The sequence below is a fragment of the Oceanobacillus sp. E9 genome (assembly GCF_001741975.1).
GTDB lineage: Bacteria > Bacillota > Bacilli > Bacillales > Amphibacillaceae > Oceanobacillus > Oceanobacillus kimchii.
Genome location: NZ_LSNA01000006.1, coordinates 426,908 through 451,569 on the forward strand (window position 1 = coordinate 426,908; position 24,662 = coordinate 451,569).

Consider the following 24,662-nt stretch of genomic DNA (forward strand, 5'->3'; position numbering starts at 1 on the left):
TCTCGACCACCTTTTATATGTATTATTCTATATAGGCAGGAATTTCATTTATATCTATTCCTAGAGCCATTGGTACAAGGAAATATACGGTTAAAGTTACGAGTATAATTCCAAGAATATTAAGTGCGAAACCAGCTTTTGCCATATCTGGTATTCGTAAATACCCAGATCCAAATACAACTGCATTTGGTGGTGTGGCAACTGGCAACATAAATGCACAAGATGCTGCTAGAGCTGCAGCAATCATAAGAATAAACGGATGAACCCCAACTGCGACTGCTAGCGCTGCCATAATTGGAAACATCATTGTAGCTGTTGCTGTATTAGACGTAATTTCAGTTAAGAAGACTACAAGCGCTGCAATAGATAGAATAATAATAATTGGAGCGACATTTTCTAAGCCAGCAAGTTGTTCACCAATCCAATCAGATAGTCCCGAAGCTGTAAAGCCTGCAGCAATAGCTAAACCCCCGCCAAATAGTAAGAGGATCCCCCATGGTAGTTTTATAGCGCTTTCCCAATTCATAAGAAAATCACCTTTTTTATTCTTGGCAGGTATTAAGAATAGAACTAAAGCTGCCGTGACTGCGATAATTGCGTCATTAATATTCTCGCTCACATAAGGACCTAATAAAAATTCACGAGAAATCCATGCTATAGCAGCTAAGATAAATACGACAAATACGGCTTTTTCTTCATATGAAGCATTTCCAAGCTTTTTCTTTTCTTCTTTGATTATCTTTGCGCCACCAGGAATTTGAGTAACTTCCATTTTGAAAGCTATTTTTGATAGGTAGAACCATGTCAGAAATATAAATATCCATGCAAAAGGCACACCGAACATCATCCAAGATGCAAAAGAAATCTCTATACCATACATCGTATTAATTGTACCTGCAAAAATAACATTTGGTGGAGTACCAATTAATGTAGCCATTCCACCGATCGAAGCTGAATACGCAATACCTAACATGAGAGATTTACCAAATGAAAAGTTCTCTGGACTTGTATCAAATCCACCTTGTTCCTTTAATGTATCAGAAACCTGATAAATTATTGCTAATCCGATAGGTACCATCATCATGGCAGTAGCTGTATTGGAAATAAACATCGATAAAAATCCTGTAGCTACCATGAATCCTAAAATAATTCGATCTGTATTCGTTCCAATAACGGATATAATACTAATGGCGATTCTTCTATGTAAATTCCAACGTTCCATTGCAAGTGCAATGACAAATCCTCCCATGAATAAGAAAATTGTATCGCTTCCATATGCAGATGTTGTTGCACCAATGTCTAATCCATTTGTGAGTGGAAAAAGGATTATTGGTAACAATGCGGTTGCAGGAATTGGAATAGCTTCTGTCATCCACCAAATTGCTATCCATATGGTACTTGCAAGTACTGCTTGCCCTTCACTGCTTAGCCCTTCTGGCGAAAAGAATAATAGCGTTAATATAAATGAAATCGGTCCAAGAAATAATCCGATTAATTGTGCCTTGTTATATTGACGTTTATTTCCCCCATCATCCCCGTTATTATTATTCGTTGTGGATGATGGAGTAGTCCCATTTTTTTTATTCTTCTCGATAACTTCGCTTGGTTTAACAAATAAACGAAAAAGATCTTTTACTTGATCGTGTTTCTCCCACATCCAATGCCACGTCAGCTGTAACATAAAAACTCCCCCTTTTTTCAGACTTATTCAAATTATACATGCATATAAAAAAACACACAACAAAAATTGGTTGCGTTTACATCCTAGATAAGTTCAAATTACCGTCATAATTATACTTTAAATTGTCGAAATTAATCCATTATTTTGATAGAATAATAGAAAGTGGGGAAGGGACGATGTCATGAAAAAAGTATTGTTAACTGGATTTGAACCTTTTTTAGATAATCTAATTAATCCAACCGAAGATATTGTTCAAGCTTTACATCAAGAAAATTTAAATGGGTGGGAAATTATAGGCGAAGTAATCCCTGTAGATTTTCATTTAGCTGGAGAACATTTGGTGGAGAATATACATAAAGTACAACCCAGTGCAATAATATCATTAGGATTAGCTGCTGGACGTAATCGAATAACTCCAGAGAGAATAGCAATTAATTGTAATGAAGGTCCTAAAGATAATCAAGGGTATAAACCCGATGGAGAAAAGATCATAGATGATGGGCCAGATGGTTATTTTAGTACGTTACCGATTAAAACGATGGTGAAAGAACTAGAAAATAACGGTATACCTGCAAAAATATCTAATACCGCAGGAGCTTATGTATGTAATCATGTGATGTATCGTGCATTACATGAAATTCAGCAAAAAAAGCTAGATATTCCTTCAGGATTTATTCACATACCTGCATCTCATAAGCTAGCACTAACAAATGCTGTCCCGAGTTTTGCGCAAAAGGATCTTCAGCGTGCTGTAGAAATATGTATTGGATGTTTAGATTATGCAAACTAATCCAATTATTAAAATTCCTCCTACGAAATTTGAAGTTATTATGCATATCATAACCTACCTTGGACTTTTGGTGATGTTTATTTATATTGGAACACAATATTCTAGACTACCTGGAGAAATACCTGCTCATTATAATTCTAGCGGGGAGATTACACGAATGGATTCAAAAGTATTAATATGGCTCCTACCAGTAATTTCAGCTCTAATAATTATTCCTATTTCTTTCATATGTAAAGTACCTTATATGTTTAATTATCCACTTAAGGTTACAGAAAAAAATGCAGAAGGGGTGTACAAAGAAGGAAGATTAATGGTGTGTACTATGAATGTGCTCATCGTTATTTTGTTTTTTGTATTGGAGATAAATATAATTTATGATGCTTTGAATCCAGGTAATCAAATGTCTAATCTGTGGATAAACATACTTCTAATTTCTATTTTTATCCACCTTTTTTATTTCATTATCCGTATGAGGAGACATAAACTGGATTAAGAAGTAAACTATACTAGGATATAGGAGAGAATTAAATGAAAACAAATCCTATTATAGAAGTACCTGCAACACGATTAGAAAGAGGAATACATATCATCACTTATACGTTTCTAGGACTACTATATCTTTTTGTTACTTTACAATATAGTTCTCTACCAGATCAGATTCCTGCACATTATAATTTTAACGGAGAAATTACAAGAACAATGTCAAAAGGAGGAATGGATATTTCCAATAATCACTACTATCTTTTCTTTCGTTTTTTCTTTTATGTGTAAGATACCATACATGAGTAACTATCCAGTAAAAGTAACAGAGGAAAATGCAGAACCTGTTTATAAAGAAGGAAGATTAATGTTAGCTACATTAGGTTTATTTTTAGTTCTGTTTATGAGTTCAACTGTATGGCAAACTATAAATGACGCGCAACATGAACAAATTGTATCTGAGACACCATGGCTAATTAAAGGATTAATGATCGGCATACTCATTCATATTATTTATTTTTTCATAAGAATACGCAAGCATAAACTAGATTAAAGTAAAGTATTGTATTGGAATTCCATATAACAATTACCGTATACTATAGAATATAGATGAAGTTGAAGCATAAAGGAGTTTGTATGAATGTCAGATAAACAACGAGTGAAACTAATTGCATTAGATATGGATGGAACATTATTAACCCCGGAACATGAAGTCTCTGAACGAAATAAAAAAGCAATTCAGAATGCAATGGAGCAAGGAATCGATGTAATATTAAGTACGGGAAGAAGTTGGGATACGTGTTTTCCATTTGCAGAAGAATTAGGATTGACTTCTTACCTTATTACTGCAAATGGGGGACAGATTTGGACTGTAGAAAAAGAATTATTACAAGAACATTTACTTAAAACGGAAACAGTTGAAAAAATGTATTTGCTTGCTAGAGAAAAAAATATGCATTGTTGGATGATTTCGACTGAAAAAGTTTTTAGAGGGCATGCTCCAGATAACTTGTATGACCACCAATGGTTAAAATTCGGATGTGCTTCTGAAGATAAGAATAAATTGGATCAAATGATAAAAGAATTATCCTATAATGAAGAATTGGAATTAACCAATTCATTACCTACAAATATAGAGATAAATCCAAAAGGTGTTAGTAAAGCACAAGCATTAAAATTCTTATGTGAGAAGATAGGAATTACGATGGATAATGTGATGGCAGTTGGCGATAGCTTAAATGATATTAAGATGATTCAAGAATCAGGTGTTGGAGTAGCTATGGGAAATGCCCAGGTAGCTATAAAGAAAGTTGCTAACTATACAACAGATACGAATGAAGAAGATGGTGTAGGAAAAGCGATCGAAAAATATGCGTTATAGGAAAAGATGAACTGGAATAAAAGATGTAATTAAAAAAATTAATAAGTAAATGAAAAGGAATTTCGTCTCATTGTTAGAGCCGGATTCCTTTATTCATATATTAATAATAAGTGAGTAAATTTCATAATTGCTAAATTTTCTTTTAAGAAATAAAAAAATATAGAAAATGATAGGGTTAGTTGGGGTTATCATAATGATAATTGTATCTAGTTATGTATATTATTTCCATTGTTACATAGACTATAATAAAGACCTTCTACTATCTGCATTGTTATAGTTTTTAGTAATTAAATTTTCTTCTCATTAATGCCCTTACCTTTATGCAAAATAAAGCGTATAATAGAAGATGGAGAAGAAAGGAGATGCTTTAATGTCTTTTTCAAGAGGACCGAAAGAACCGGTGCAAGAGGTTGAAACGAATGTGTGGTCATGTATGAGTGGGGATTGTCAAGGTTGGATGAGAGAGTCGTTTAGTTTTGAAGAAGAACCGACATGTCCGCTATGTAATTCATCAATGGAAAAAGAAGTTCGTGTAATTCCTGAAATGAAAAAGTAGTATCTCTATTAAGTACACACATCTTTATAATTTTATTAGTAAGGACCCCCTCCTTGGAAGGAGAAGGGTCTTTTTTACGTTCTGGAGATGTATTTATTGATAATATATTGAATTATTGGAAAAGTGTGTGGATATCTGATATACTTTTCTTAGTAAAACAACAAAGATAATCACACAATAAATGTAATCGCTTACATTAAAAGGAGGAAACTATTTTGAGGTATGCAAATCCAAATACACAAGATGCAATCGTAAATTTTGAAAAAAGGTATGATAACTTTATTGGTGGTAAGTATCAACCTCCAATAAACGGTAATTACTTCGAAAATGTTAGTCCTGTAACTGGTGAAGTGTTCTGTGAAATAGCACGCTCAACAAAAGAAGATGTAGATGCTGCAGTGAATGCAGCTCATGCGGCTAAAGACTCTTGGGGGAAAACATCGGTTGCAGAAAGAGCTGTAATACTAAATAAGATTGCAGACAGAATAGAAGATAATTTAGAGAAGCTTGCAGTTGCCGAAACCTGGGATAATGGGAAAGCGGTACGTGAAACACTTGCTGCAGATATTCCCTTAGCTGTTGATCATTTTAGATACTTTGCGGGTGTTATAAGAGCGCAAGAAGGTACTTTAAGTCAAATCGACGATGACACGGTAGCTTACCATTTTCATGAACCATTAGGAGTTGTTGGTCAGATTATACCGTGGAACTTTCCTATCTTAATGGCAACGTGGAAGTTAGCACCTGCGCTCGCTGCAGGAAATTGTGTAGTACTAAAACCAGCAGAACAAACACCTGCTTCTATTCATGTATTGCTTGATTTAATTAGGGATCTACTTCCAGATGGAGTAGTAAATGTGGTCAATGGATTTGGTGTAGAGGCGGGTAAACCATTGGCATCGAATAGTCGTATTTCAAAAATCGCATTTACTGGTGAAACAACCACGGGAAGATTAATTATGCAATATGCCTCTGAAAATATAATTCCTGTTACATTAGAATTGGGGGGCAAGTCACCAAACATTTTCTTTGAAGATGTGATGGATAAAGATGATGCATTTGTAGATAAGGCAATTGAAGGATTGGTGATGTTTGCCTTGAACCAAGGGGAAGTATGTACCTGTCCATCTCGCGCTTTGGTACATGAATCTATTTATGAGCGATTTATGGAAAAAGCAATCGAACGAGTAAATAAAATAAAGATAGGTCATCCATTAGATACGGATACGATGATGGGAGCACAAGCATCTCAGGAACAAATGGAGAAAATAAAATCTTATCTTGATATTGGAAAACAAGAAGGAGCAGAAGTTCTGACTGGTGGCAATGTGAATGCTTTAGAAGGTGAACTAGCTGCAGGTTACTATGTGGAACCCACTATATTTAAAGGCAATAATCAGATGCGTGTTTTCCAAGAAGAGATATTTGGTCCAGTTTTATCTGTTACGACATTTAAGGATAAAGATGAAGCAATGGAAGTTGCTAACGACACTTTATACGGTTTAGGTGCAGGTATATGGACAAGGGATATTAATACTGCTTACAGATTCGGGAGAGGTATTGAAGCTGGACGTGTTTGGACCAATTGTTATCACCAATATCCTGCACACGCTGCTTTTGGCGGATATAAAAAATCAGGAATTGGTCGCGAAAATCATCTCATGATGCTTGGTCATTACCAACAAACAAAAAATTTACTCATTAGTTATGGTGAAGGAACAGCTGGATTATTCTAGAAGGAGTGTGCATAATGGTTGAACGTGTAACTACGACGAAAGAAGCCGAACAGCTAATGAAAAAACTGATGGATATACATGGACCATTAATGTTTCATCAATCTGGAGGATGCTGTGATGGAAGTTCTCCGATGTGTTACCCCAAGGGAGAATTGCGTACGGGTGAATCGGATATTTTACTTGGACACTTACTAGGTGATATACCTTTCTATATTTCCTTAGACCAATATGAGTATTGGAAGCATACACAGTTAATTATAGATGTAATAGATGGAAGAGGCGGTATGTTTTCTTTAGAGGGTCCGGAAGGAAAGAGATTTTTAACTAGATCCAGAGTTTTTACAGAAGAAGAGAAATCTGAACTTCAAATATAGTCAGAAGTCGTCAAATTTCTATTGTGATTTGACGACTTCTGAAATAATTGTTAGTTAGAAATACCCTTGAAATTCAACTTAAAGTCGTGTAAAATGAATTAACTGAAAATTTAGATTGATGATAAGATACTATGGGAGGTGGAACAGGTGGTTACAGTTAAAATGTTAAAGCCATACTATGTAAAGACAGAAGAAAAGTTTGTCCGAATTATCTTGGCGTATCAATATTTCTCGGTAATGATGAATAAGAAAGTGTATCAATTCATTCCTGTTGAGGCAAATGAGATTAGAATAGACCGGAAAACAAAGCGGATCGTCAATACGGATGCTGTCTTTGCCTTCCAAAATGGAAAAGATATTATTACTATTTCTATGTCTCAACTGATATCTATTCCTGAATTTTTAGAGCAGTTACACGGAATTGCGGAATCCTATTACTTAACCGAAGAATCAACCTCTATAACCGATCATCAAAAAGAAGTCCATCGTATTATAAAAGAATTGGAAATAAATAATATTAAACGATTAATTGACAAAGCGTTAGATCAACATGATTATGACATGTTTATAAAATTAACTAGTCTACTGTAAAAAGAACTCCACCATTGTTTTGGTGGAGTTCTTTTAGATCGTTATTCATATAGCTTGATAAAGATATCAGTAGCTACTTCTACAGCAGGTGGTCTGTCATGGTTTTTGGTTCCTTCCATCATTATAGATAGTAAAATATCTTGTTCTTCAGTTGGATATCCAACAAACCAACTATTCTCGTCACCGCTATCTTCGCTAGTAAGCTTAAGCTCAGCTGTGCCTGTTTTACCTGAAATAGGGAAATCAGCTTCTTGGGCAGCTTTACCGGTACCTTCTGTTACCACTTTACGAAGAGAATCTGTAATGTTATTAGCTTGTTCTTCTGTTATTAAGTTTTCTTTCCATACCTGACTTTTTTCTTCATTGACTAATAAGGTAGGTTTGAGCATATTACCTTTATTAAGAAATGTTGTATACGTAGATGCAAGATGAATAGCACTCATTTCAAGTTCACCTTGACCATAACTTGAGTTCGCTAATAAAACTTCATCATTTAAATCGCCGCTTGACGATATTGTTGAATCAGGAACGGGATATTCATAAGGAAATTCTTCACCAACTCCAAATGATTGAAGCCCATCAACATAAGCATCTGAACCCATTTCTACTGCTTTCATCGCGAAGAAAATATTATCAGATCTAATTAATGCATCATCTATATCTACAGGACCGTTAGAGGTAGATACACGAGTAACTTCATAATCACCCCAGTTTTCGCCATTACTCCAAGTCAATCCGTTAATCTCCATTCCTTCACCGTAAGCGATGGATCCATTATCTAATCCTATAGCAGCAGTTACGGGTTTAATCACAGACCCAGGAGCGAAAGTCGCAGAAAATCGATTTAATACAGGATTAAGCTCGTTTTCTTCCAAAGCACCCCAGAAATTTTCAGAAGTTCCATATAACGCTTCATTAGGATCAAAGGATGGGCTACTTACTAATGCCATTGTCTCTCCAGTGGACGGATTTATTGCTGTAGCATTACCAGGGTTACCATCAAATTGATCAAATATTTTTTCTTGTATATTGATATCAATCGTGAGTTGAACATTTTCTCCATGTTCTACAGGTTTTTCTGCTATTAGAACATCATCCTGTCCTTCTTGTTCTACATAAATAGTAGCACCTTTTTTACCACGCAATTTTTCTTCATAAAGACTTTCCAGGCCGCGTGATCCAATCTTATCATTTGCACTGTATTCACCCGGATCTAATTCTTCAAGATCTTCTGCATTTACATTTCGTATATACCCAACTAGATGTGCGCTAGCTTCTTCCCCTGGATAAATTCTTCCAGTGATTTCTCGATAAGTTACACCATCAATAGCCATTAAGTCTTGGAATAGCTCATTTTTGTCTGTCATAATACTTGCCAATGGAACGAACACATCCTCCGTTACCCAGGAGGCATTCAATGTTTCATTAACACTCTCAACAGAAAGACCAAGTAAATCAGCTACTTTCTCTTTGTTTGCTTCAGCGTTTTCTCCAAGTTCACCAGGAACAACCCCAATTTGATATAATTCTCCATTCATTGCTAATGGGATATTGTTGCGATCTAATATCTCCCCGCGCTTAGGAGGAGTTGAAGAAATACCCAGATCTCCACCATCCGCTAATTCAGAAAAAATAAAACCAGGATTCCAATCGATATACCAATTTTCCTCGTCTTCTTCACCAAGGAGTTTTAAATTTGCTTCATAATCAAATTCAATCGGTCCAGCTAGTGTTTCCATTGAAACATGAAAAGGTACAGAAGCTGATTTTTCTTCAAAAGCAGTGTCTAAAGCATCTTCACTTAATGATTCTACTTCAAATGATAAATCGGTTACATTTAAATCAGCATATATATTTTTTGTACGTAACGTTGAATCCTCCTCTGAATAAGTATCTTTAGCTTCAGGTGTTAAATAATCATACAAGCCTTCATAATTTTCTTCTTCCATCTTACTTGTAAAATCTTCTAGCCTATCATTTGGAGCAACTTGATCATCGGAACATGCTGCTAATAAAATGACCATTACCCCAAACATTAATAATCTCTTAAACATAATTAGACCCCCATAAAATCTGTTCGTTTTTAAGTATAGCATTTTTTTAAAGTAAGTATATGAATCTCTCTCTTACGAATAGAAAAAGTCACACTGCTCGCTGAACAGGTGACCTTTTATGTTATTGTTGCTGCATATGCCCAGTGATTTCAGAATTAATTCGATTAATCTCTTCATCGCTGACAATATAATACCAAATGCCGTTTATAGTTTCACCATGTCCTTCTATTTCCATTGTAGTGATATTATTACGTGCTCCTGCGTAATTGGTTAATAGCGTTTGTAATTTATCCATATCAAGATCTGTTTGTACATTATTTCCTAAAATATCTAAGATTTCTCCGGCCTTCGTAATGCTAGAGAAGCTTGCTGCTTCATTCATAGCAGCTTGAATTACTTGGCGTTGACGATCATTTCTTCCTAAATCACCACGATTATCCTGCTTTCGCATACGAATATATTCTAATGCTTCTTGACCGTCAAGTGTGATTTGCCCTTCTTGGAAGCTATAACCACTGCTACTAAATGCTTGAGCATTATTAACTGTTACACCACCAACTGCATCAATTCCTTGTTGGAAACCTTCCATATTAACACGGATATAGGAATGAATGGATAGATTAAAAGTTTCTTCCACTGTTTGCACAGATAAGTCAGGTCCACCGATATCATCTATAATACCGAACGGATATGCATGATTAATTTTGTCCATTCCTCTTCCTGGAATATTCACATAAGTATCACGCGGTATACTGAGCATTATCATTTTATCGGTATTTGGATTAATGGAGAGTAGTATCATTGTGTCTGATCTACCCAAATCTCCATCTCTTTCATCTACACCTAACAATAGAATATTAACCGCATCTTTTTCTTTATATAATTGATTAATTTCTTTTTGTCTGTCAGGATCACTATCACGTGTTAATGGACTATGCATAGTGTCGACAACTGCACCAACTTGATTATAAATTAAGAAGATTCCACCGCTAATTAATAACAAAAGTACTAATAAAATTCCTCCAACCCAAAACGGCCATTTTTTACGTTTTTTATGGTGCTTTCTCTCAGTTCTAGAAGCCACTATTATTCCCCGCTATCTTTATCGTATATTTCGACAATTTAAGACTTTCGTATGATATTAAACCTAAAAGAATATCAAATCTTGCATAAATTATATCGGAAATAAAAGAGAGCGTCTATAGGAAAAGTCAATTTATTTTAATATTAGCTATATTAATTAAACAAAATATAGTCAATATTAGTGTTTGAATGTTGTTCTTTATAAAGAATTTAAAGTTTAATAAACTACATAAAATTGAGTAAAAAGAAGTAAACAAAAGATAATTGTTCTTTATATAGAATAAATGGCAGAATTTACTCCTTTTCTTATTCAAGGGAAGTGAATATACTTAGGTTAATCGTTCTTTATAAAGAACTTAAAAAATCTTATTGCGAACGAATTAGGTAAAATTACATAGGGAGGGGGCAAATCGCTGTGGTCATGTTAGCATGGACCCGTTAAAAAGGACTTATTTTAATTATAGCAATCGTAGTAAAAGGAAAAAAGAAAACAGCGAAATTAAATGATGAATTGGAGGAAAAGAACATGAAATTAAAGAAAAAATTAGGTATGGGTGTTGCAACTGCAATATTAGGTTTAGGACTAATTGGTGGAGGAACGTTTGCATATTTTAGTGATACAGCAGAAGCAACAGCAAACTTTACAGCTGGTACCTTAGATTTAAGCGTTCACCCGGAAGTAATTGTTGATGTAGATAACTTAAAACCAGGCGATTACATGATAGAAACTTTTAAACTAAAAAACGATGGTTCATTACCTATAAAAGAAGTGTTGCTAGATACAGAATATGAAGTAATTGATGCAGATGGTAACAATACTGGGGATTTTGGTGAGCATATAAAAGTTGATTTCTTATATAATGCAAACCAACTTGATAATGTTATTTATTCCACCACACTTAAGGATCTAGAAACAATGTCGCCAGAAGCAATCAAAGAATTAAGACTACTATTTTGGACTAAACCTGGTTTAGAAGTTGGCAAGACACACAATTTTGTAGTCAAATTTACTTTTGAAGATAACGGAGAAGACCAAAATGAATTCCAAGGCGATTCTCTACAGCTTAAATGGTTGTTTAATGCAAAACAAACTGAAGGGGAACGACGTTAATACATCTAGGGGAGGGCTAACCTCCCTTCTCTTTTAATTTATAGATTAGGGAGGTTTGACAATGAAGCAATACAAGCAAAAACTTTTAATTGGTGTCACTGCAGGAATGATTGGAATGGGATTTGTAGGTGGTGGGACGTTTGCCTTTTTTAGTGATACGGAAACCACTCAAAATTCATTTGTCTCAGGAACACTGGATTTAGAATTACAATCACCAGATAAATCAGGTGAACTCGATATATCCTTAGAAGATATAAAACCTGGGGATAAGGAAACATATTTTATTAATCTGCATAATGCAGGATCGCTTACGTTTAGAGATGTGCTTCTAACTTCTTCTTATTCTATTAATGATAAAAATAAAGATAATAATAAAGCTAATTTTGCAGATCATATTTTAGTCAAAATAACTAATAAAGACTCAGATGAAGTTTTATCTGAGTATATTCCAATAAGTGAATTAAAAGATGTGATTCTCACCGAAGGCCAAGTGTCTGAATCTACAACACAACTACAATTTGATTTCTGGTTTAAAGACAATGGTGGCGATCAAAATATGTTTCAAGGTGATGAATTGAAATTCGACCTAATCTTCCATGCAAGTCAAGAGGAAGCAGAGTAAAGTGGTATTTATTTAGATAAGTAATAAACCAGGGTGTATAAATAAGATGAGACTCCCAGTGCATTAGTACACGGGATCTCATCTCTAACCGTGGTAAAAAGGTTATTTTTGCTTCTTTATCTATATATGAGTCAATTCATAATAGCTAAGTTTTCTTTTAATTAATTAAGTGATATATATAATTACGTTCGAATTATAGTAAAACTTGTCTTTGGTTGTAATGAAAGACGGCGACTCCTGCTCAGAATAACGAGTTGAGGATCCACTTGAAAAGAGTTCTTCTTTTCAAAATAGCTAAAAAACCTAAAAAATGTTCGCCTGTAATGAAAATCAAAACAGCGAAATTCGCATCTCACACAAAATATCTTATTTTAAAATTGATTTATATATCAGTTTCTAATACATATTTGTTGTTTAGTATACTTTGATTTACTAATTATTCCGGTTAATAATTAATAAACCAAAGTAATAGCTAATCAGGGGAGGGGTTAACTTGCGTATGAAGCGAGTTCGTAAGTTTAAATCAAAGAAGAAAAGTATATTTATACTTAAATTAGTTGGCATATTATACGTAGCAATTGCCTGTTTATCTATGATTACTACAACTGGAACAGCCTCGTTTTTTTCAGAGAGAAATCAAGATGGGTATGTGCGAGCGGGAGTTTGGTGGGATGGAAGTGAACTTGTATTCACTGAAAAAGGAACTGATCCAATTACTAGTTGTGGTGTGCAAACTCTCCAGGCGAAAGTGAAAAATATTGGAAAAGATATGAAACAGTCAACTACTTATGAAGTGTATTTTAGTAAAAACGGTGATCCAGCAAAGGGAGAAAAAATAAGTACAAAAGAATTAGCCCCTCTTAAATCTGGAAAACAAGCTACATTAAAATTTGATGTTGCTAAAAATGGTTCTTATCAATTTCGAGTACTCCAACATCCTGAATTTAAAAATGACGGAAAACAGCATGATGAATGGAGTAAAAAGATTTTGATTAAGTGTAAATCCAACAAGCAAGAAAAAGAAGATACAGCTGAGAATGAAAATCAAAAAGAAGAGAAAGTAGAGAACGGTAGCAAAGAGAACAATAATGTGGAAAAGAATACGAAGGGTAATGTTGATAATACAGAAGAACAAAAGTTAGAAGAAAATTCAAATAATAATGATCAAGCTGAAATTGAAGATATAGAAACTGTACCTGAAACGAATATAGAGGATGAAGAAAAAGTAGAACAATCAGAAGCTGAAAAAACGGGTGAAAGCGAGGAGAGCAATCAATGAGAATAACAAAAAAAAAGCTACTAAAATGGGGAAGTAATCTAATATCATTTGTACTTTTCTTTGGATTAGTTGCGATGGCAACTATTGTTATTACAACGAAAGCAAGTGGCGGAGAACCAGAATTATTTGGTTATCAGTTCAAGACTGTATTATCTGGTTCCATGGAGCCGGATATTCAAACAGGATCTGTCATTGCTGTAGAAACTGGTGGGGATACGACTCGTTTTCAAGAAGGTGATGTCATCACATTTATGGAAGAGGATTCAAAACTTGTCACTCACCGGGTTACAGAAGTATTGAACAATGGAGAACACATCATGTACCAAACAAAAGGAGATAACAATAACGCAGCAGATGTTAATCCTGTTTTTGCAGAAAATGTTATCGCTGAATATACAGGTTTTACAATACCGTATTTAGGATATCTCGTAAGCTTCGCACAAACGCAAAATGGAGCTTTTCTGTTGCTAATACCAGGTGTATTGCTTTTGGGGTATGCTGTGATTACCATTTGGCAGGGATTACGTGAATTAGAAAGACATCAGAAAGCATTGCACGATAATAAAGAAGATAAACAAATCGCCACATGATTGTATGAACATATAAGTAGAGGTGAAGAAATGAAGAAAATTTTACTGCTTATTGTCTGTCTTGGTATTACCGTATCGTTAATATTTCCCTATCATTCTCATGCTGATACTGATAATTCAAATGCGCACGAAATTGAATTATCCATAACACCTGATGACTTCCTATTTAATATTGAAAATATGAAACCTGGTGATTGGGCACCAAGAACGCTAACGATTAATAACTCAGGGAGTAGCGAATTTGAATATCAAATGTCTGTCGAAAATAATGGTAATGATAAGTTGTTTAATGAGCTTTTGTTATTAATTGAAGATGTTGATCAGAACAAATTATATGATGGAAAGATTTCTGAGTTTTCTTCAATACCTTCAAGATATTTAGATGCAGAAAATCATGAAGATTTACACATCACAGTAACTTTTCCTGAACATTTAGGTAATGAGTTTCAAGGTGTATCTAGCTCTTTTTCATTTATCTTCTATGCAGAAGGAGACACCATTCAAGGAAATAAAGACAACGATGTGGCTGAAGTTTCGGGCTTAGTTGATAACGATAATGGAGATTCCAATAATCAATTGCTCCCAAACACGGCTACTTCCATATTCTCAATATTACTATTAGGACTTTTGATTGTATCTGTTGGATTGTTCGTAGTAATTTGGCAAAAATACAAGTCTATTCCTAAATAAATTCATTTATCATAAATATGATTTTCCCTTGCAAAACTAGTGTTTATATGACAAAACAAGTCAAACAAACAAGCAAGATATTATAGTATGATAGTCTTATAATCAAACGAAATCCTCAGAAAAAGGCAAACCTATTGAAAAGTAGGGACGCAAAGTCACAGATCTAAGGTGTTTTTACTAAGATGGCTGGACTATCTGGATGTAAGGTAGGGGACTGAATTGTGGATAAAACATTACATTCTGTTAAGGTTGATCAAGAGTGGGTACGTTTAATTAAACAAGCGAAAGAATTGGGACTTACAATTGAAGAAATAAGACAGTTCATAATGATTACGGGACAAAAGTTATAATTTGTATCAACAACGTACGCAATATAGAACTATTCGCTGCAGTTATGTTATAATTTGCAGTGAAAGTAGGTGATGAGCTTGATCGGCAAGAAAATAAAACAACTTCGCCAAGAAAGAAGAATGTCCATTTCCGAATTAGCAGAAAGAGCAGGAGTCGCTAAATCATATCTAAGTTCGATTGAGCGTAACCTTCAATCTAATCCTTCTATTCAATTTATTGAAAAAATCAGTAATGTGTTAGGCGTTAGTGTAAATGAAATAATCTTAGAAGATAATAATGAGGAAGTTGACCTTGATGAAGAATGGATGCAAATAGTTCAAGAAGCGATGAAATCTGGGGTATCAAAAGAGCAATTTAAAGAATACCTTGAATTTAATAAATGGCGTCAAAAAAAAAATCATTAGTATGTTAAGTTTTACAATCTTAACAGGCTAATGATTTTTAGATACGATGTACATATGATGTGGCAATTATATTGAAATTGTATATACTAGATACGAGTAATATTTCTGTAGAAGTTTATCTAAAGGGTTGTTCAAAATGTCCGGAAAATGACACATCTCAGAGGGACCTTCTGCCAAAATCGCCCATGTCCTGTGGGCAACGCAGCAATCACCACATCCTGTGGAAGTTCGTTGGCTTGCTTTTCCGTTCTTCACGTATTTTCAGGTACTCAAAGCTATGCCGCCTCGATCTTCTCGGTCCTTTCCATCCTCTTTTTTGAACACACAAAAAGGAAGTATTTGTAATGCGCTTAAAATTATTATATTGGCTATTACCAATTATGTGGATGGTAGTAATTTTTATTTCATCTGCTACGCCATATGAGAACCAAGATGTAAAACCTTTATTAAGTGGGTTAGACTTACGATTTTTATCTCCATATTTATCTTGGATTGAATTTACGTATCATTCATCTATTGTAAGTGTAAAAACATTGGGAATAGAGGGTTTTATTGAATTCTTTATAAGAAAGAGTGCTCATGTCGGCGTATTTTTTGTATTAACATGTTTATTTTTCATATCTTTTATAAAGAACACGCAATGGAAGAGAAGTAAAATATATATTTGGTCTATTACTCTTACTGCTCTATATGCTGTTGCTGATGAACTTCATCAGGGAATTACTCCAAATCGAACTCCATATGTCGGAGATGTAATCTTAGATATATTGGGAGGAAGTCTAGCATTAATTGTAATTGCTATGATTTTTCAGATTACAAAAAAAGTATAGACATGTTTGAAAAAATTGTATAAAATTACGATTAGCTACAATAAATTTCATCATAAGACAAAATCCGACTACATGATTAACGGAATATAAAATTATATTCTAGTAAAAGGCGGTAGAGTTAAATGAAAGAGCAAGAACAGTATCAGAATATTCTTCAACGAATGATTCATGATACCGAAAATCAAAAGATAGGCTCTTCTGAAGAGTTAATTAAGCAGCTTGTTGAAGAGTTATCAATGAATCCAAACTTAAAAAAGTATATACACACTGCAAGATAGTAAAAAAGCCTACAAACGTATTTTGATTTACGTTCGTAGGCTTTTCTCATAGTCAGGAAGCAGTATCTTCCACATCAATCTCCATATATTTTGTATCTCGTAATTCAATTATTGCTTGGTCATTTGTTATATCAGTAATCCAAGAAAGAAGTTGAGATTCTTCTCCTTGTTTAACAAATACAATAAACTCCACATTTTCCAGATAACGAATATCATCCAATATAAATTCGGTAGACTGTCTTAATTCATTCTCTAATTTACCGAGTAAAGTATATTCAACCTTTACAGAGATACCTTGCATTAGTTGACGTTTTACAATTCCGGTAGTTTTGATTGCTTGAGAAGTAGTACTTCCATAAGCACGAATTAGACCACCAGCTCCTAATTTTATCCCTCCAAAATAACGAGTTATTACTACTGCGGTGTCTTTTAAGCCCTTTTTCTTTAATACCTCTAATATCGGGACTCCAGCTGTTCCACTAGGCTCACCATCATCATTTGCTTTTTGAATGTGATCATTTTCTCCAATCATATATGCCGAACAGTTATGTGTTGCATTATAATGTTTTTTTTTAATTTCTTGAATAAATTCTTGCGCTTCCTCTTCTGTTTCCACACGTTTGACATATCCAATAAATCGAGATTTTTGAATAGTTATTTCATCCATTCCTTGTTGTTTTACGGTATAATAAGTATTTAACATCTTGATTTTCTCACCTCAAACTTACATTATAGTAGATAGATCACTTTATGAGTATAAGGATGGGATAAATAATATCTTTTGAAATATTCTTAATCTGACCCTTACAAACAGAGAGACGTTACGAATAATTATAACATAGGTTGGTGGATGTATTATGGCAATAAAAATAAGTGATAAAGCTTTGGATTATGTGGTTAATGAAATGGTTGATGTAGTTGAAAACAGTAAAGATGAAATTTTTAATATAAGTGAAGAAGCCAGAAAAGAGCATGAACATTTAGTTCGAGAGCTTAAATTAACCAAAGAAAAAGTTTTACGCCATATTCAAAATGGTGACCAACTGGAAGAAAGAGTTCGATTTTCTCGTAAGCGATTAGCTGAAGTCAGTAAATATTTTGAAAAATATTCCGAAGATGAAATTCGAGAAGTTTATGAAAATACACATTTAATGCAAACGAAGCTTGCTATTCTTAGACAAGAAGAGAAATCGCTGAGGGAAAAAAGAGATGAACTTGAACGAAGGTTAATTGGGTTATCACATACTATCAACCGAGCTGAAAATTTAGCAGGTAAAATTGCTGTTATTTTAAATTATTTACAGGATGATTTTCGTCAAGTTAATGAAATGATCGAAAACGCCAAAGAAAAGCAAGAATTTGGCTTGAAGATAATTGAAGCACAAGAAGAAGAGCGAAGGAAGCTATCAAGAGAGATTCATGATGGTCCTGCACAAATGCTAGCGAATATGTTACTTCGATCAGAAATACTAGAGAGAACAATAAAAAAAGGAACACATGAGCAAGCAATTGAGGAGATTCGTAGTGTTCGTACAATGGTTCGATCTTCATTATATGAAGTTAGAAGAATCATTTACGACCTTCGTCCAATGGCACTAGACGATTTAGGACTTATACCTACGATTAGAAAATATGTAGAAAGTATTTCAGAATATCATTCAATCACAATAAACTTTAATGTTATTGGCGAAGAAAAACGATTGAACCAAAAGTATGAAATTGCTCTGTTTCGATTGATGCAAGAATCGATTCAAAATGCGATTAAACATAGTGAAGCTGCATTAATTCAAGTTAAATTAGAGATTCGTAGAGAAGATTTAACATTGATAGTGAAAGATGAAGGAAAAGGTTTTGATCAAAATGAAAAAAATGACAAATCCTTTGGTCTTATTGGGATGAGAGAAAGAGTAGAGATGCTTGAGGGAGAATTAAATATAAAATCTACAATAGGAAAAGGAACATCTATAATAATTAAAGTTCCATATTCGCCAAGTTAAGTATATAATAGAAGAATAGATAGAAGAAATAGAATTATTATTTACTGTCATTTCGTGTAGGGAACTATAAAAAGAATTACTATCATCGGGAGGGAGTTTTTCCAAATGATTACAGAGAAAGAAGTAAGAATTGTATTAATTGATGATCATAAGTTGTTTCGAGAAGGTGTAAAAAGAATACTAGATTTTGAACCGTCATTTGAAGTAGTAGCTGAGGGTGATGATGGTTCTATGGCATCTAAGCTTGTAAAAGAAAACGCGCCAGATGTTGTACTTATGGATATTAATATGCCTGAGATTAATGGGGTTCAGGCTACTGCAGATTTAGTAAGATACTTTCCGAATTCAAAGGTTATTATTTTATCGATTCATGATGACGAAAGTTATGTTACGCACGCATTAAAAACTGGAGCTCAAGGATACTTATTGAAAGAGATGGATTCAGATGCTTTAATTGATGCAATTAAAGTAGTAAGCGAGGGTGGATCATACTTACATCCGCGTGTTACACATAATTTAGTAAAAGAATATCGACGCTTGGCTAAAGAAAATTCTTCCAGTATTGCGGATAAAGGAATTGAATATCGAAAGCCGTTACACTTACTTACAAAAAGAGAATGTCAAGTACTGCAATTGCTAGCTGACGGAAAGAGTAATCGAGCAGTAGCAGAGACACTATATATTAGTGAAAAAACAGTAAAAAACCATGTAAGTAATATTCTACAAAAAATGAACGTTAATGATCGAACACAAGCTGTAGTATCTGCTATCCGTAAAGGATGGGTAGAAGTAATTTAACAAGGGAAATAAAAATGCCTTGGTGTACATCACCAAGGCATTATTTCTGTTGTTGAAAGGTCGATTTTTTGTAGGAATTCATGTAAAATAAAATAACTACAGTTAAAACCTATTAAGGAGAAGGATAGTCATGAAGATAGCTGTCATGTCAGATAGTACGGCTTATATCTCGAGGGAAGATAGAGAAAAATATAATATACATATGGTACCACTAAGCGTTATTTTTGATGACGCTTCATATCAAGAAGAAATTGATATAACGACAGAAGAATTCTATAAAAAAATGAAAATAACAAAAGAACTTCCAAGTACTTCCCAACCTTCCATTGGCTATGTAACCAAGAAGCTTGAATCATTAGCAGAGGATTTCGATGCAGTTATTTCTATTCATTTATCTAGTGGAATTAGTGGCACTTATCAAACTGTCACAAGTGCAGGGGAAATGGTTGAAGGGATCAAAGTAATTACCTTTGATTCAGAAATAAGTTGTATGGTTCAAGGATTTTATGCCATAGAGGCTGCTAAATTAGCAAAAGAAGGAAAATCAGTGAATGAAATTATAGATCGTTTATATGAAATGAAGCAATCTGTACGTGCTTACTTTATGGTAGATGATTTAACAAATTTACAACGTGGAGGAAGGCTATCAGGTGCACAAGCGTTAATTGGAAGTCTGTTGCAAGTAAAGCCAGTTCTTCATTTCCAGGACAAGCTAATTGTTCCTTTTGAAAAAATTCGAACTAGAAAGAAAGCTATTCATCGTATTATGGGAATGCTAGATGATGATGCTGAAAGCAATGATTTACGAGTTGTGTTTATCCATGGAAATGATGAAGCGTCTGCAATACAATTAGAACGACAATTTAAAGAAAAATATCCAAATGCAGAAACTTCAATTAGTTATTTTGGTCCTGTAATCGGTACTCACCTTGGAGAAGGTGCAGTAGGCGTTGGATGGTATAAAAAATAATACTGAATTCGTGCTGTATGTATGCTAATATACAGCACGATGATAATATATGGAGGTGCATATATGAAAGAAAAAGATAGTAAACGTATTACATCCTCACCATTATTAATCTCGTATTATTTATCTAATAAATTGTTATTGGAAGAAGAAATTCCTTTCCCCATGAAATGTCACCAAACCCTCATATCGACCCATCAACTTATTCCCGTAAAAGCGATTATCCAAAAAGGTTTATCTATTCAATGTATGCGATGTGGCAATAAAAAACGAACCCTTTTTTCTACTTATCCTTGTAGCCTTTGTAATCAAAAACATTACTACTGTCGAAATTGTATTCAAATGGGAAGGATAAGTGAATGTAAACCTTTATATCGATGGAATGGGATACAAATGAAACACATATATCATAAGAATCCTTTAACGTGGGATGGCGAATTAACGCAGGCTCAACAGGTTGCTTCCACTGGTTTAGTAAAAGCCATCCAAAGAAAAGAAAAAGAATTTCTAATCTGGGCGGTTTGTGGATCTGGTAAAACGGAAATGCTTTTCCACGCTATCAATTACTGTCTGCAACAAGGAAAACGTATTGCGATTGTTTCGCCAAGGGTGGATGTTATTCGTGAATTGTATCCGAGAATACAGTCAGCATTTGAGAAAGTTCCTGTAGAAGCTTTATATGGAAGTAGTGTAAATAAGAAAGGAATGACTCAAATTATATTGGCTACTACACATCAATTAATGCGATTTAAAAAAGCCTTTGATGTATTAGTAATTGATGAAGTAGATGCTTTTCCTTTTTATTATGATGATACATTAGCTTATGCTGCAGTTCATGCAAAAAAGCCCAATGCAACTACGGTTTATCTAACTGCAACGCCTCGTAAAGATTTACAAAAAAGAATTCGACAACGAAAACTTCCACATGTCTTTGTTCCTTTACGTTATCACGGTTACCCATTACCAGAACCAACAATGAAGATGACTTTTCGACTTCAACAATACTTGTCTAAAAAACAAATTCCTCCAAATTTTTTAAAATGGCTATCCATGCGAAAAAAACCAGAAAGACAACTATTAATTTTTGTTCCAACAGTTCAATTAGCAAAAGATTTAAAAGAAGACTTATGTATAGAATTACTTCACCATCGTACTATCAAGCATCAATCAGAATTCCAAGAGGTATATGCGGAAGATCAGCGTAGGGAAGAAAAGGTTAATACATTTCGCGAAAAGAAATTACAAGTATTACTTACAACCACAATATTGGAAAGAGGAGTAACATTCCCATCCGTAGATGTTGCAGTTCTAGATGCAGGACATGAAGTCTTTGATGAAGCTGCGCTTGTGCAAATTGCGGGCCGGGCTGGGAGAAGTGCTGACGATCCTGCTGGAGAAGTTGTATACTTTCATAACGGGAGAACAGAGGCAATGGAAAAAAGTAAGCAATTGATTATTAATATGAACAAAAAAGGAAAAAAATTATGAGTCAATGTCTAAGTTGCGGTCAATCTTTAGATACAATAGTTTCTTGGGAAAGTTGGTTAACATTTAAAAGAGAACATGTTATTTGTACTGTTTGTGCTTCTAACATGGAAAAGATAACAGGAAGTAGGTGTTCGGTTTGTAGCCGTCCAAGTCAATTATCAATATGTCATGATTGTATTGAATGGGATCAACTTGGCGAGGTAATTCAATTTAATTATTCCTTATTTCATTATAATGAATGGATGAAAAATATTATTTCATTGTGGAAGTTTCGAGGTGACTATGTATTACGTGAAATATTCCGCGAGGAGTTGAAGTATTCGTTTGAGAGTATTTTTTTATCTCAAAACAAAGAATTAATTTTAGTACCTGTTCCTCTTAGTGTTAAACGTATGAATGAGAGAGGTTTTAATCAAGCTCTTGCGCTAGCTGAAATGTTAGATATGCCCATTCAAGAAGCACTTGGAAGAAAGGCAAGTGAAAAACAGTCAAAGAAATCAAGAATAGACAGATTGAGGTCTTCTAATCCATATTATCTTTTGAAGCCAATTCGAAAAAGAGTTGTTCTTATTGATGATATTTATACAACAGGAACTACTATTCGACAGGCAGCTTCGATTTTATTAAAAAATGGCTGTCCGGAAGTTTATACTTTTACACTTATAAGAGGATAATGATTTGTACAAACATTTAAAAATAAAAACTTTATACAGATATGGCGTTGCCACTGTGAGCGTAAGTAAAGTAATGACAGCGTAAAATATGATTAAAACTAGCAGTACAATCCATCTTTTACTCCTGATTGTAACTAAGTAATTAACCATCAAAAGGGATAGAAGGAAAAATAGTAAACTTTATTGGTTCAAAATTTGGATTCTACCAGGTTACAATAGCGAAACAAGAGTAAATGGATAAGATGAACGGTAATAAGATAAGGGTATTTCATTATACCTCCCCCTTGTTAGTAATTAATGTATATACGGCAAATGAGCTTCATCAACAAAATAATATAATGAACGGTTGGATTTTTTACTAACACTTTTATACCTGGAATAAATTAGTGAATGATATAGGTATAAAGGTATATACTTATTCGTTCTTTCCAATGAAAGTGAGACTGGTTAGGTCAATATGCTTATTTTTAATATAACTATTAACATAATGCCTATTTGTGACGATGATATAATCAAGAATAACCTAACTATAAAACGTTACCAATTAATCAAGTATGAGTAGACTTATTTTGTTATCATTGAAAGAGGAGAGATAACAGTGGGGGAATTAGCAAATTGTGTACGTTGCGACACTGTTTATGTGAAGACAACTCGTGATATTTGTACAGATTGTTTTCAAAAGGAAGAACAGGCATTTCAAAAAGTCTATGCGTTTCTAAGAGTAAGAAAAAATAGACAAGCAACATTATCTGAAATTGTAGATGCTACAGAAGTGAAAGAAGTTTTAATAACAAAGTTTATAAAAGAACGCAGATTACAAGTGAAAAACTTTCCAAACTTAGGGTATCCTTGTGAAAATTGTAATACAACAATTACGAGTGGAAAATTCTGTGATAATTGTTTAGATAAATTAAAAGAAGAATTATCTGCTTTTGAGCAAATTGAAGAAAGAAAATTAATTAATGAACAGTCTGAAGGAAAGAAAGTAGATACATATTATGCTATAGATAAACATGGAAAATAATACAATTACAGAATAAGTAATTTATTACCGATATTATTTTTAGTGGAAGAGGTGACGGAAAATGAAAATAAATGGACCAAATCCAACCAATTTTAATCCATATAAACAATCCATCCAACCAAAACCAGAACAAAAAAGTGATGCTTATAAAAAAGACCAAATTGAGATTTCTTCTAAAGCAAAACAATTACAAGAAAGCGCAAGTGATCCGAAGCGAGCAGCTTTCCTAGAAGAATTAAAAAAGAAAGTCAATGCTGGTGAATATAAAGTTGATTATGATCAAACTGCTCAAAAGTTGATGAACTTCTGGAAAAAATAAAGTTAGGGGGGATAGAGATTGTCGGAAAAAATAATTTCTGCAATAAATAAGTTGTTAGTGATGCATCAAGAAATTTTAGAGCTATCGAAGGAAAAAACAGTCGAAATCAAAGATGGTCATATTGATGATCTTCAGTCTTTACTAGTAAAAGAAAGAAAACTTGCTCGGAAATTGCAACATTGTGAAGAAGAAAGAATGCAGGTTGTTCAAGAGTGGGCTTTAGAAGTTAAATTATCAAACCCAACCCCTACTATTTCAGAAATCATTGATTATATAGATGAAGATAAGCAAGAAGAGCTTTTAACAATTGCAACATCTTTAACCGATACAATTAAGGAATTTAAAAGACAAGAACAATTGAATCAAGTGTTATTAAATGAATCGATGAAATTTGTTCAATTATCATTAGATTTAATGAGTCCAACTATTAAAACGATGAACTATGGGTCTGGAAAAGAAACGAAGGATACTAGCAGATCTGTCTTTGATTCAAAAGCTTAGTGAGAAAAAGGAG

General features: G+C 33.8%; 30 protein-coding genes and 1 riboswitch. Of the genes, 26 read left to right on the forward strand and 4 right to left on the reverse strand.

The window, feature by feature from the left end; all coding sequences use genetic code 11:
- Positions 1-22: 22 nt before the first annotated feature.
- On the reverse strand, positions 23-1,681 hold the full coding sequence (locus AQ616_RS08915) for an SLC13 family permease (RefSeq protein WP_069685582.1): 1,659 nt from the start codon (positions 1,679-1,681) through the stop codon (positions 23-25).
- A 181-nt stretch (positions 1,682-1,862) separates the two neighbouring features.
- Here AQ616_RS08915 and AQ616_RS08920 point away from each other — a divergent pair, with 181 nt between their 5' ends.
- The 9 genes from AQ616_RS08920 (at position 1,863) to AQ616_RS08960 (ending at position 7,589) form a co-directional block, all read left to right on the forward strand.
- Positions 1,863-2,471 carry a pyroglutamyl-peptidase I gene (locus tag AQ616_RS08920; RefSeq protein ID WP_017797726.1) on the forward strand — a complete coding sequence of 203 codons (609 nt, stop codon included), beginning with the start codon at positions 1,863-1,865 and terminating at the stop codon, positions 2,469-2,471.
- On the forward strand, positions 2,461-2,964 hold the full coding sequence (locus AQ616_RS08925) for a DUF1648 domain-containing protein (protein ID WP_069685583.1): 504 nt from the start codon (positions 2,461-2,463) through the stop codon (positions 2,962-2,964). The genes AQ616_RS08920 and AQ616_RS08925 overlap by 11 nt, the downstream gene beginning before the upstream one ends.
- A gap of 35 nt (positions 2,965-2,999) precedes the next feature.
- Positions 3,000-3,242: a DUF1648 domain-containing protein gene (locus tag AQ616_RS08930; RefSeq protein WP_017797724.1), complete on the forward strand. Its 243-nt coding sequence runs from the start codon at positions 3,000-3,002 to the stop codon at positions 3,240-3,242.
- A 10-nt stretch (positions 3,243-3,252) separates the two neighbouring features.
- Positions 3,253-3,504 (forward strand): hypothetical protein, encoded by a 252-nt coding sequence (locus tag AQ616_RS08935; RefSeq protein ID WP_017797723.1) that lies wholly within the window; start codon positions 3,253-3,255, stop codon positions 3,502-3,504.
- A gap of 87 nt (positions 3,505-3,591) precedes the next feature.
- Positions 3,592-4,332 (forward strand): Cof-type HAD-IIB family hydrolase, encoded by a 741-nt coding sequence (locus tag AQ616_RS08940; protein ID WP_017797722.1) that lies wholly within the window; start codon positions 3,592-3,594, stop codon positions 4,330-4,332.
- A gap of 370 nt (positions 4,333-4,702) precedes the next feature.
- The gene (locus tag AQ616_RS08945) at positions 4,703-4,888 is read left to right on the forward strand and encodes a cold-shock protein (RefSeq protein WP_017797721.1); all 186 of its coding nucleotides are present in this window, start codon (positions 4,703-4,705) and stop codon (positions 4,886-4,888) included.
- Positions 4,889-5,103: 215 nt separating this feature from the next.
- A complete protein-coding gene (gene exaC / locus AQ616_RS08950) occupies positions 5,104-6,624 on the forward strand; it encodes an acetaldehyde dehydrogenase ExaC (protein WP_017797720.1) in 1,521 nt (506 codons plus the stop codon).
- Between the two features lie 14 nt (positions 6,625-6,638).
- A complete protein-coding gene (locus AQ616_RS08955) occupies positions 6,639-6,998 on the forward strand; it encodes a DUF779 domain-containing protein (RefSeq protein WP_017797719.1) in 360 nt (119 codons plus the stop codon).
- Positions 6,999-7,145: 147 nt separating this feature from the next.
- Positions 7,146-7,589, forward strand: a complete 444-nt coding sequence (locus tag AQ616_RS08960) for an IDEAL domain-containing protein (protein WP_017797718.1) — start codon at positions 7,146-7,148, stop codon at positions 7,587-7,589.
- Positions 7,590-7,630: 41 nt separating this feature from the next.
- Here the strand turns inward: AQ616_RS08960 and AQ616_RS08965 are convergent, their stop codons facing one another.
- Positions 7,631-9,643: a penicillin-binding transpeptidase domain-containing protein gene (locus tag AQ616_RS08965; RefSeq protein WP_069685584.1), complete on the reverse strand. Its 2,013-nt coding sequence runs from the start codon at positions 9,641-9,643 to the stop codon at positions 7,631-7,633.
- Positions 9,644-9,764: 121 nt separating this feature from the next.
- A complete protein-coding gene (locus tag AQ616_RS08970) occupies positions 9,765-10,727 on the reverse strand; it encodes an LCP family glycopolymer transferase (RefSeq protein WP_017797716.1) in 963 nt (320 codons plus the stop codon).
- Positions 10,728-11,252: 525 nt separating this feature from the next.
- Here AQ616_RS08970 and AQ616_RS08975 point away from each other — a divergent pair.
- The 9 genes from AQ616_RS08975 (at position 11,253) to AQ616_RS19610 (ending at position 16,881) form a co-directional block, all read left to right on the forward strand.
- The gene (locus AQ616_RS08975) at positions 11,253-11,837 is read left to right on the forward strand and encodes a TasA family protein (RefSeq protein WP_017797715.1); all 585 of its coding nucleotides are present in this window, start codon (positions 11,253-11,255) and stop codon (positions 11,835-11,837) included.
- A 61-nt stretch (positions 11,838-11,898) separates the two neighbouring features.
- A complete protein-coding gene (locus AQ616_RS08980; RefSeq protein WP_017797714.1) occupies positions 11,899-12,459 on the forward strand; it encodes a TasA family protein in 561 nt (186 codons plus the stop codon).
- Positions 12,460-12,958: 499 nt separating this feature from the next.
- A complete protein-coding gene (gene tapA / locus AQ616_RS08985) occupies positions 12,959-13,738 on the forward strand; it encodes an amyloid fiber anchoring/assembly protein TapA (protein ID WP_230199349.1) in 780 nt (259 codons plus the stop codon).
- Positions 13,735-14,328, forward strand: a complete 594-nt coding sequence (gene sipW / locus AQ616_RS08990) for a signal peptidase I SipW (RefSeq protein ID WP_017797712.1) — start codon at positions 13,735-13,737, stop codon at positions 14,326-14,328. The genes tapA and sipW overlap by 4 nt, the downstream gene beginning before the upstream one ends.
- Positions 14,329-14,358: 30 nt before the next feature.
- Positions 14,359-15,018: a TasA family protein gene (locus AQ616_RS08995; protein ID WP_017797711.1), complete on the forward strand. Its 660-nt coding sequence runs from the start codon at positions 14,359-14,361 to the stop codon at positions 15,016-15,018.
- Positions 15,019-15,132: 114 nt separating this feature from the next.
- Positions 15,133-15,217, forward strand: a riboswitch (cyclic di-GMP riboswitch).
- A 22-nt stretch (positions 15,218-15,239) separates the two neighbouring features.
- Positions 15,240-15,368 carry an anti-repressor SinI family protein gene (locus AQ616_RS19200; protein ID WP_017797710.1) on the forward strand — a complete coding sequence of 43 codons (129 nt, stop codon included), beginning with the start codon at positions 15,240-15,242 and terminating at the stop codon, positions 15,366-15,368.
- A 78-nt stretch (positions 15,369-15,446) separates the two neighbouring features.
- On the forward strand, positions 15,447-15,773 hold the full coding sequence (locus tag AQ616_RS09000) for a helix-turn-helix domain-containing protein (protein WP_017797709.1): 327 nt from the start codon (positions 15,447-15,449) through the stop codon (positions 15,771-15,773).
- Positions 15,774-16,117: 344 nt separating this feature from the next.
- The gene (locus AQ616_RS09005) at positions 16,118-16,603 is read left to right on the forward strand and encodes a VanZ family protein (protein ID WP_069685585.1); all 486 of its coding nucleotides are present in this window, start codon (positions 16,118-16,120) and stop codon (positions 16,601-16,603) included.
- Positions 16,604-16,725: 122 nt separating this feature from the next.
- Complete coding sequence (locus AQ616_RS19610; protein WP_168156638.1) at positions 16,726-16,881, forward strand: hypothetical protein; 156 nt, start codon at positions 16,726-16,728, stop codon at positions 16,879-16,881.
- A 52-nt stretch (positions 16,882-16,933) separates the two neighbouring features.
- On the opposite strand, the gene AQ616_RS09010 is transcribed toward AQ616_RS19610, so the two are convergent.
- Positions 16,934-17,584: a YigZ family protein gene (locus AQ616_RS09010; protein WP_017797706.1), complete on the reverse strand. Its 651-nt coding sequence runs from the start codon at positions 17,582-17,584 to the stop codon at positions 16,934-16,936.
- Positions 17,585-17,738: 154 nt separating this feature from the next.
- Here AQ616_RS09010 and AQ616_RS09015 point away from each other — a divergent pair, with 154 nt between their 5' ends.
- The 8 genes from AQ616_RS09015 (at position 17,739) to AQ616_RS09050 (ending at position 24,649) form a co-directional block, all read left to right on the forward strand.
- Positions 17,739-18,878, forward strand: a complete 1,140-nt coding sequence (locus tag AQ616_RS09015; RefSeq protein WP_017797705.1) for a sensor histidine kinase — start codon at positions 17,739-17,741, stop codon at positions 18,876-18,878.
- Positions 18,879-18,983: 105 nt separating this feature from the next.
- Positions 18,984-19,676, forward strand: coding sequence for a response regulator (locus AQ616_RS09020; protein ID WP_017797704.1), 693 nt, complete (start codon positions 18,984-18,986; stop codon positions 19,674-19,676).
- A 130-nt stretch (positions 19,677-19,806) separates the two neighbouring features.
- Positions 19,807-20,646: a DegV family protein gene (locus AQ616_RS09025; protein WP_017797703.1), complete on the forward strand. Its 840-nt coding sequence runs from the start codon at positions 19,807-19,809 to the stop codon at positions 20,644-20,646.
- Between the two features lie 63 nt (positions 20,647-20,709).
- Positions 20,710-22,131 (forward strand): ATP-dependent helicase ComFA, encoded by a 1,422-nt coding sequence (locus tag AQ616_RS09030; RefSeq protein ID WP_069685586.1) that lies wholly within the window; start codon positions 20,710-20,712, stop codon positions 22,129-22,131.
- Between the two features lie 104 nt (positions 22,132-22,235).
- Entirely contained in the window at positions 22,236-22,805 is a 570-nt protein-coding gene (locus AQ616_RS09035; protein WP_240490483.1) for a ComF family protein, read from the forward strand.
- A 598-nt stretch (positions 22,806-23,403) separates the two neighbouring features.
- Complete coding sequence (locus AQ616_RS09040; protein ID WP_069685588.1) at positions 23,404-23,829, forward strand: TIGR03826 family flagellar region protein; 426 nt, start codon at positions 23,404-23,406, stop codon at positions 23,827-23,829.
- Positions 23,830-23,890: 61 nt separating this feature from the next.
- Positions 23,891-24,148, forward strand: coding sequence for a flagellar biosynthesis anti-sigma factor FlgM (flgM, locus tag AQ616_RS09045; protein ID WP_017797699.1), 258 nt, complete (start codon positions 23,891-23,893; stop codon positions 24,146-24,148).
- A gap of 18 nt (positions 24,149-24,166) precedes the next feature.
- Positions 24,167-24,649: a flagellar protein FlgN gene (locus AQ616_RS09050; protein WP_069685589.1), complete on the forward strand. Its 483-nt coding sequence runs from the start codon at positions 24,167-24,169 to the stop codon at positions 24,647-24,649.
- The last annotated feature ends 13 nt before the right edge of the window (positions 24,650-24,662 follow it).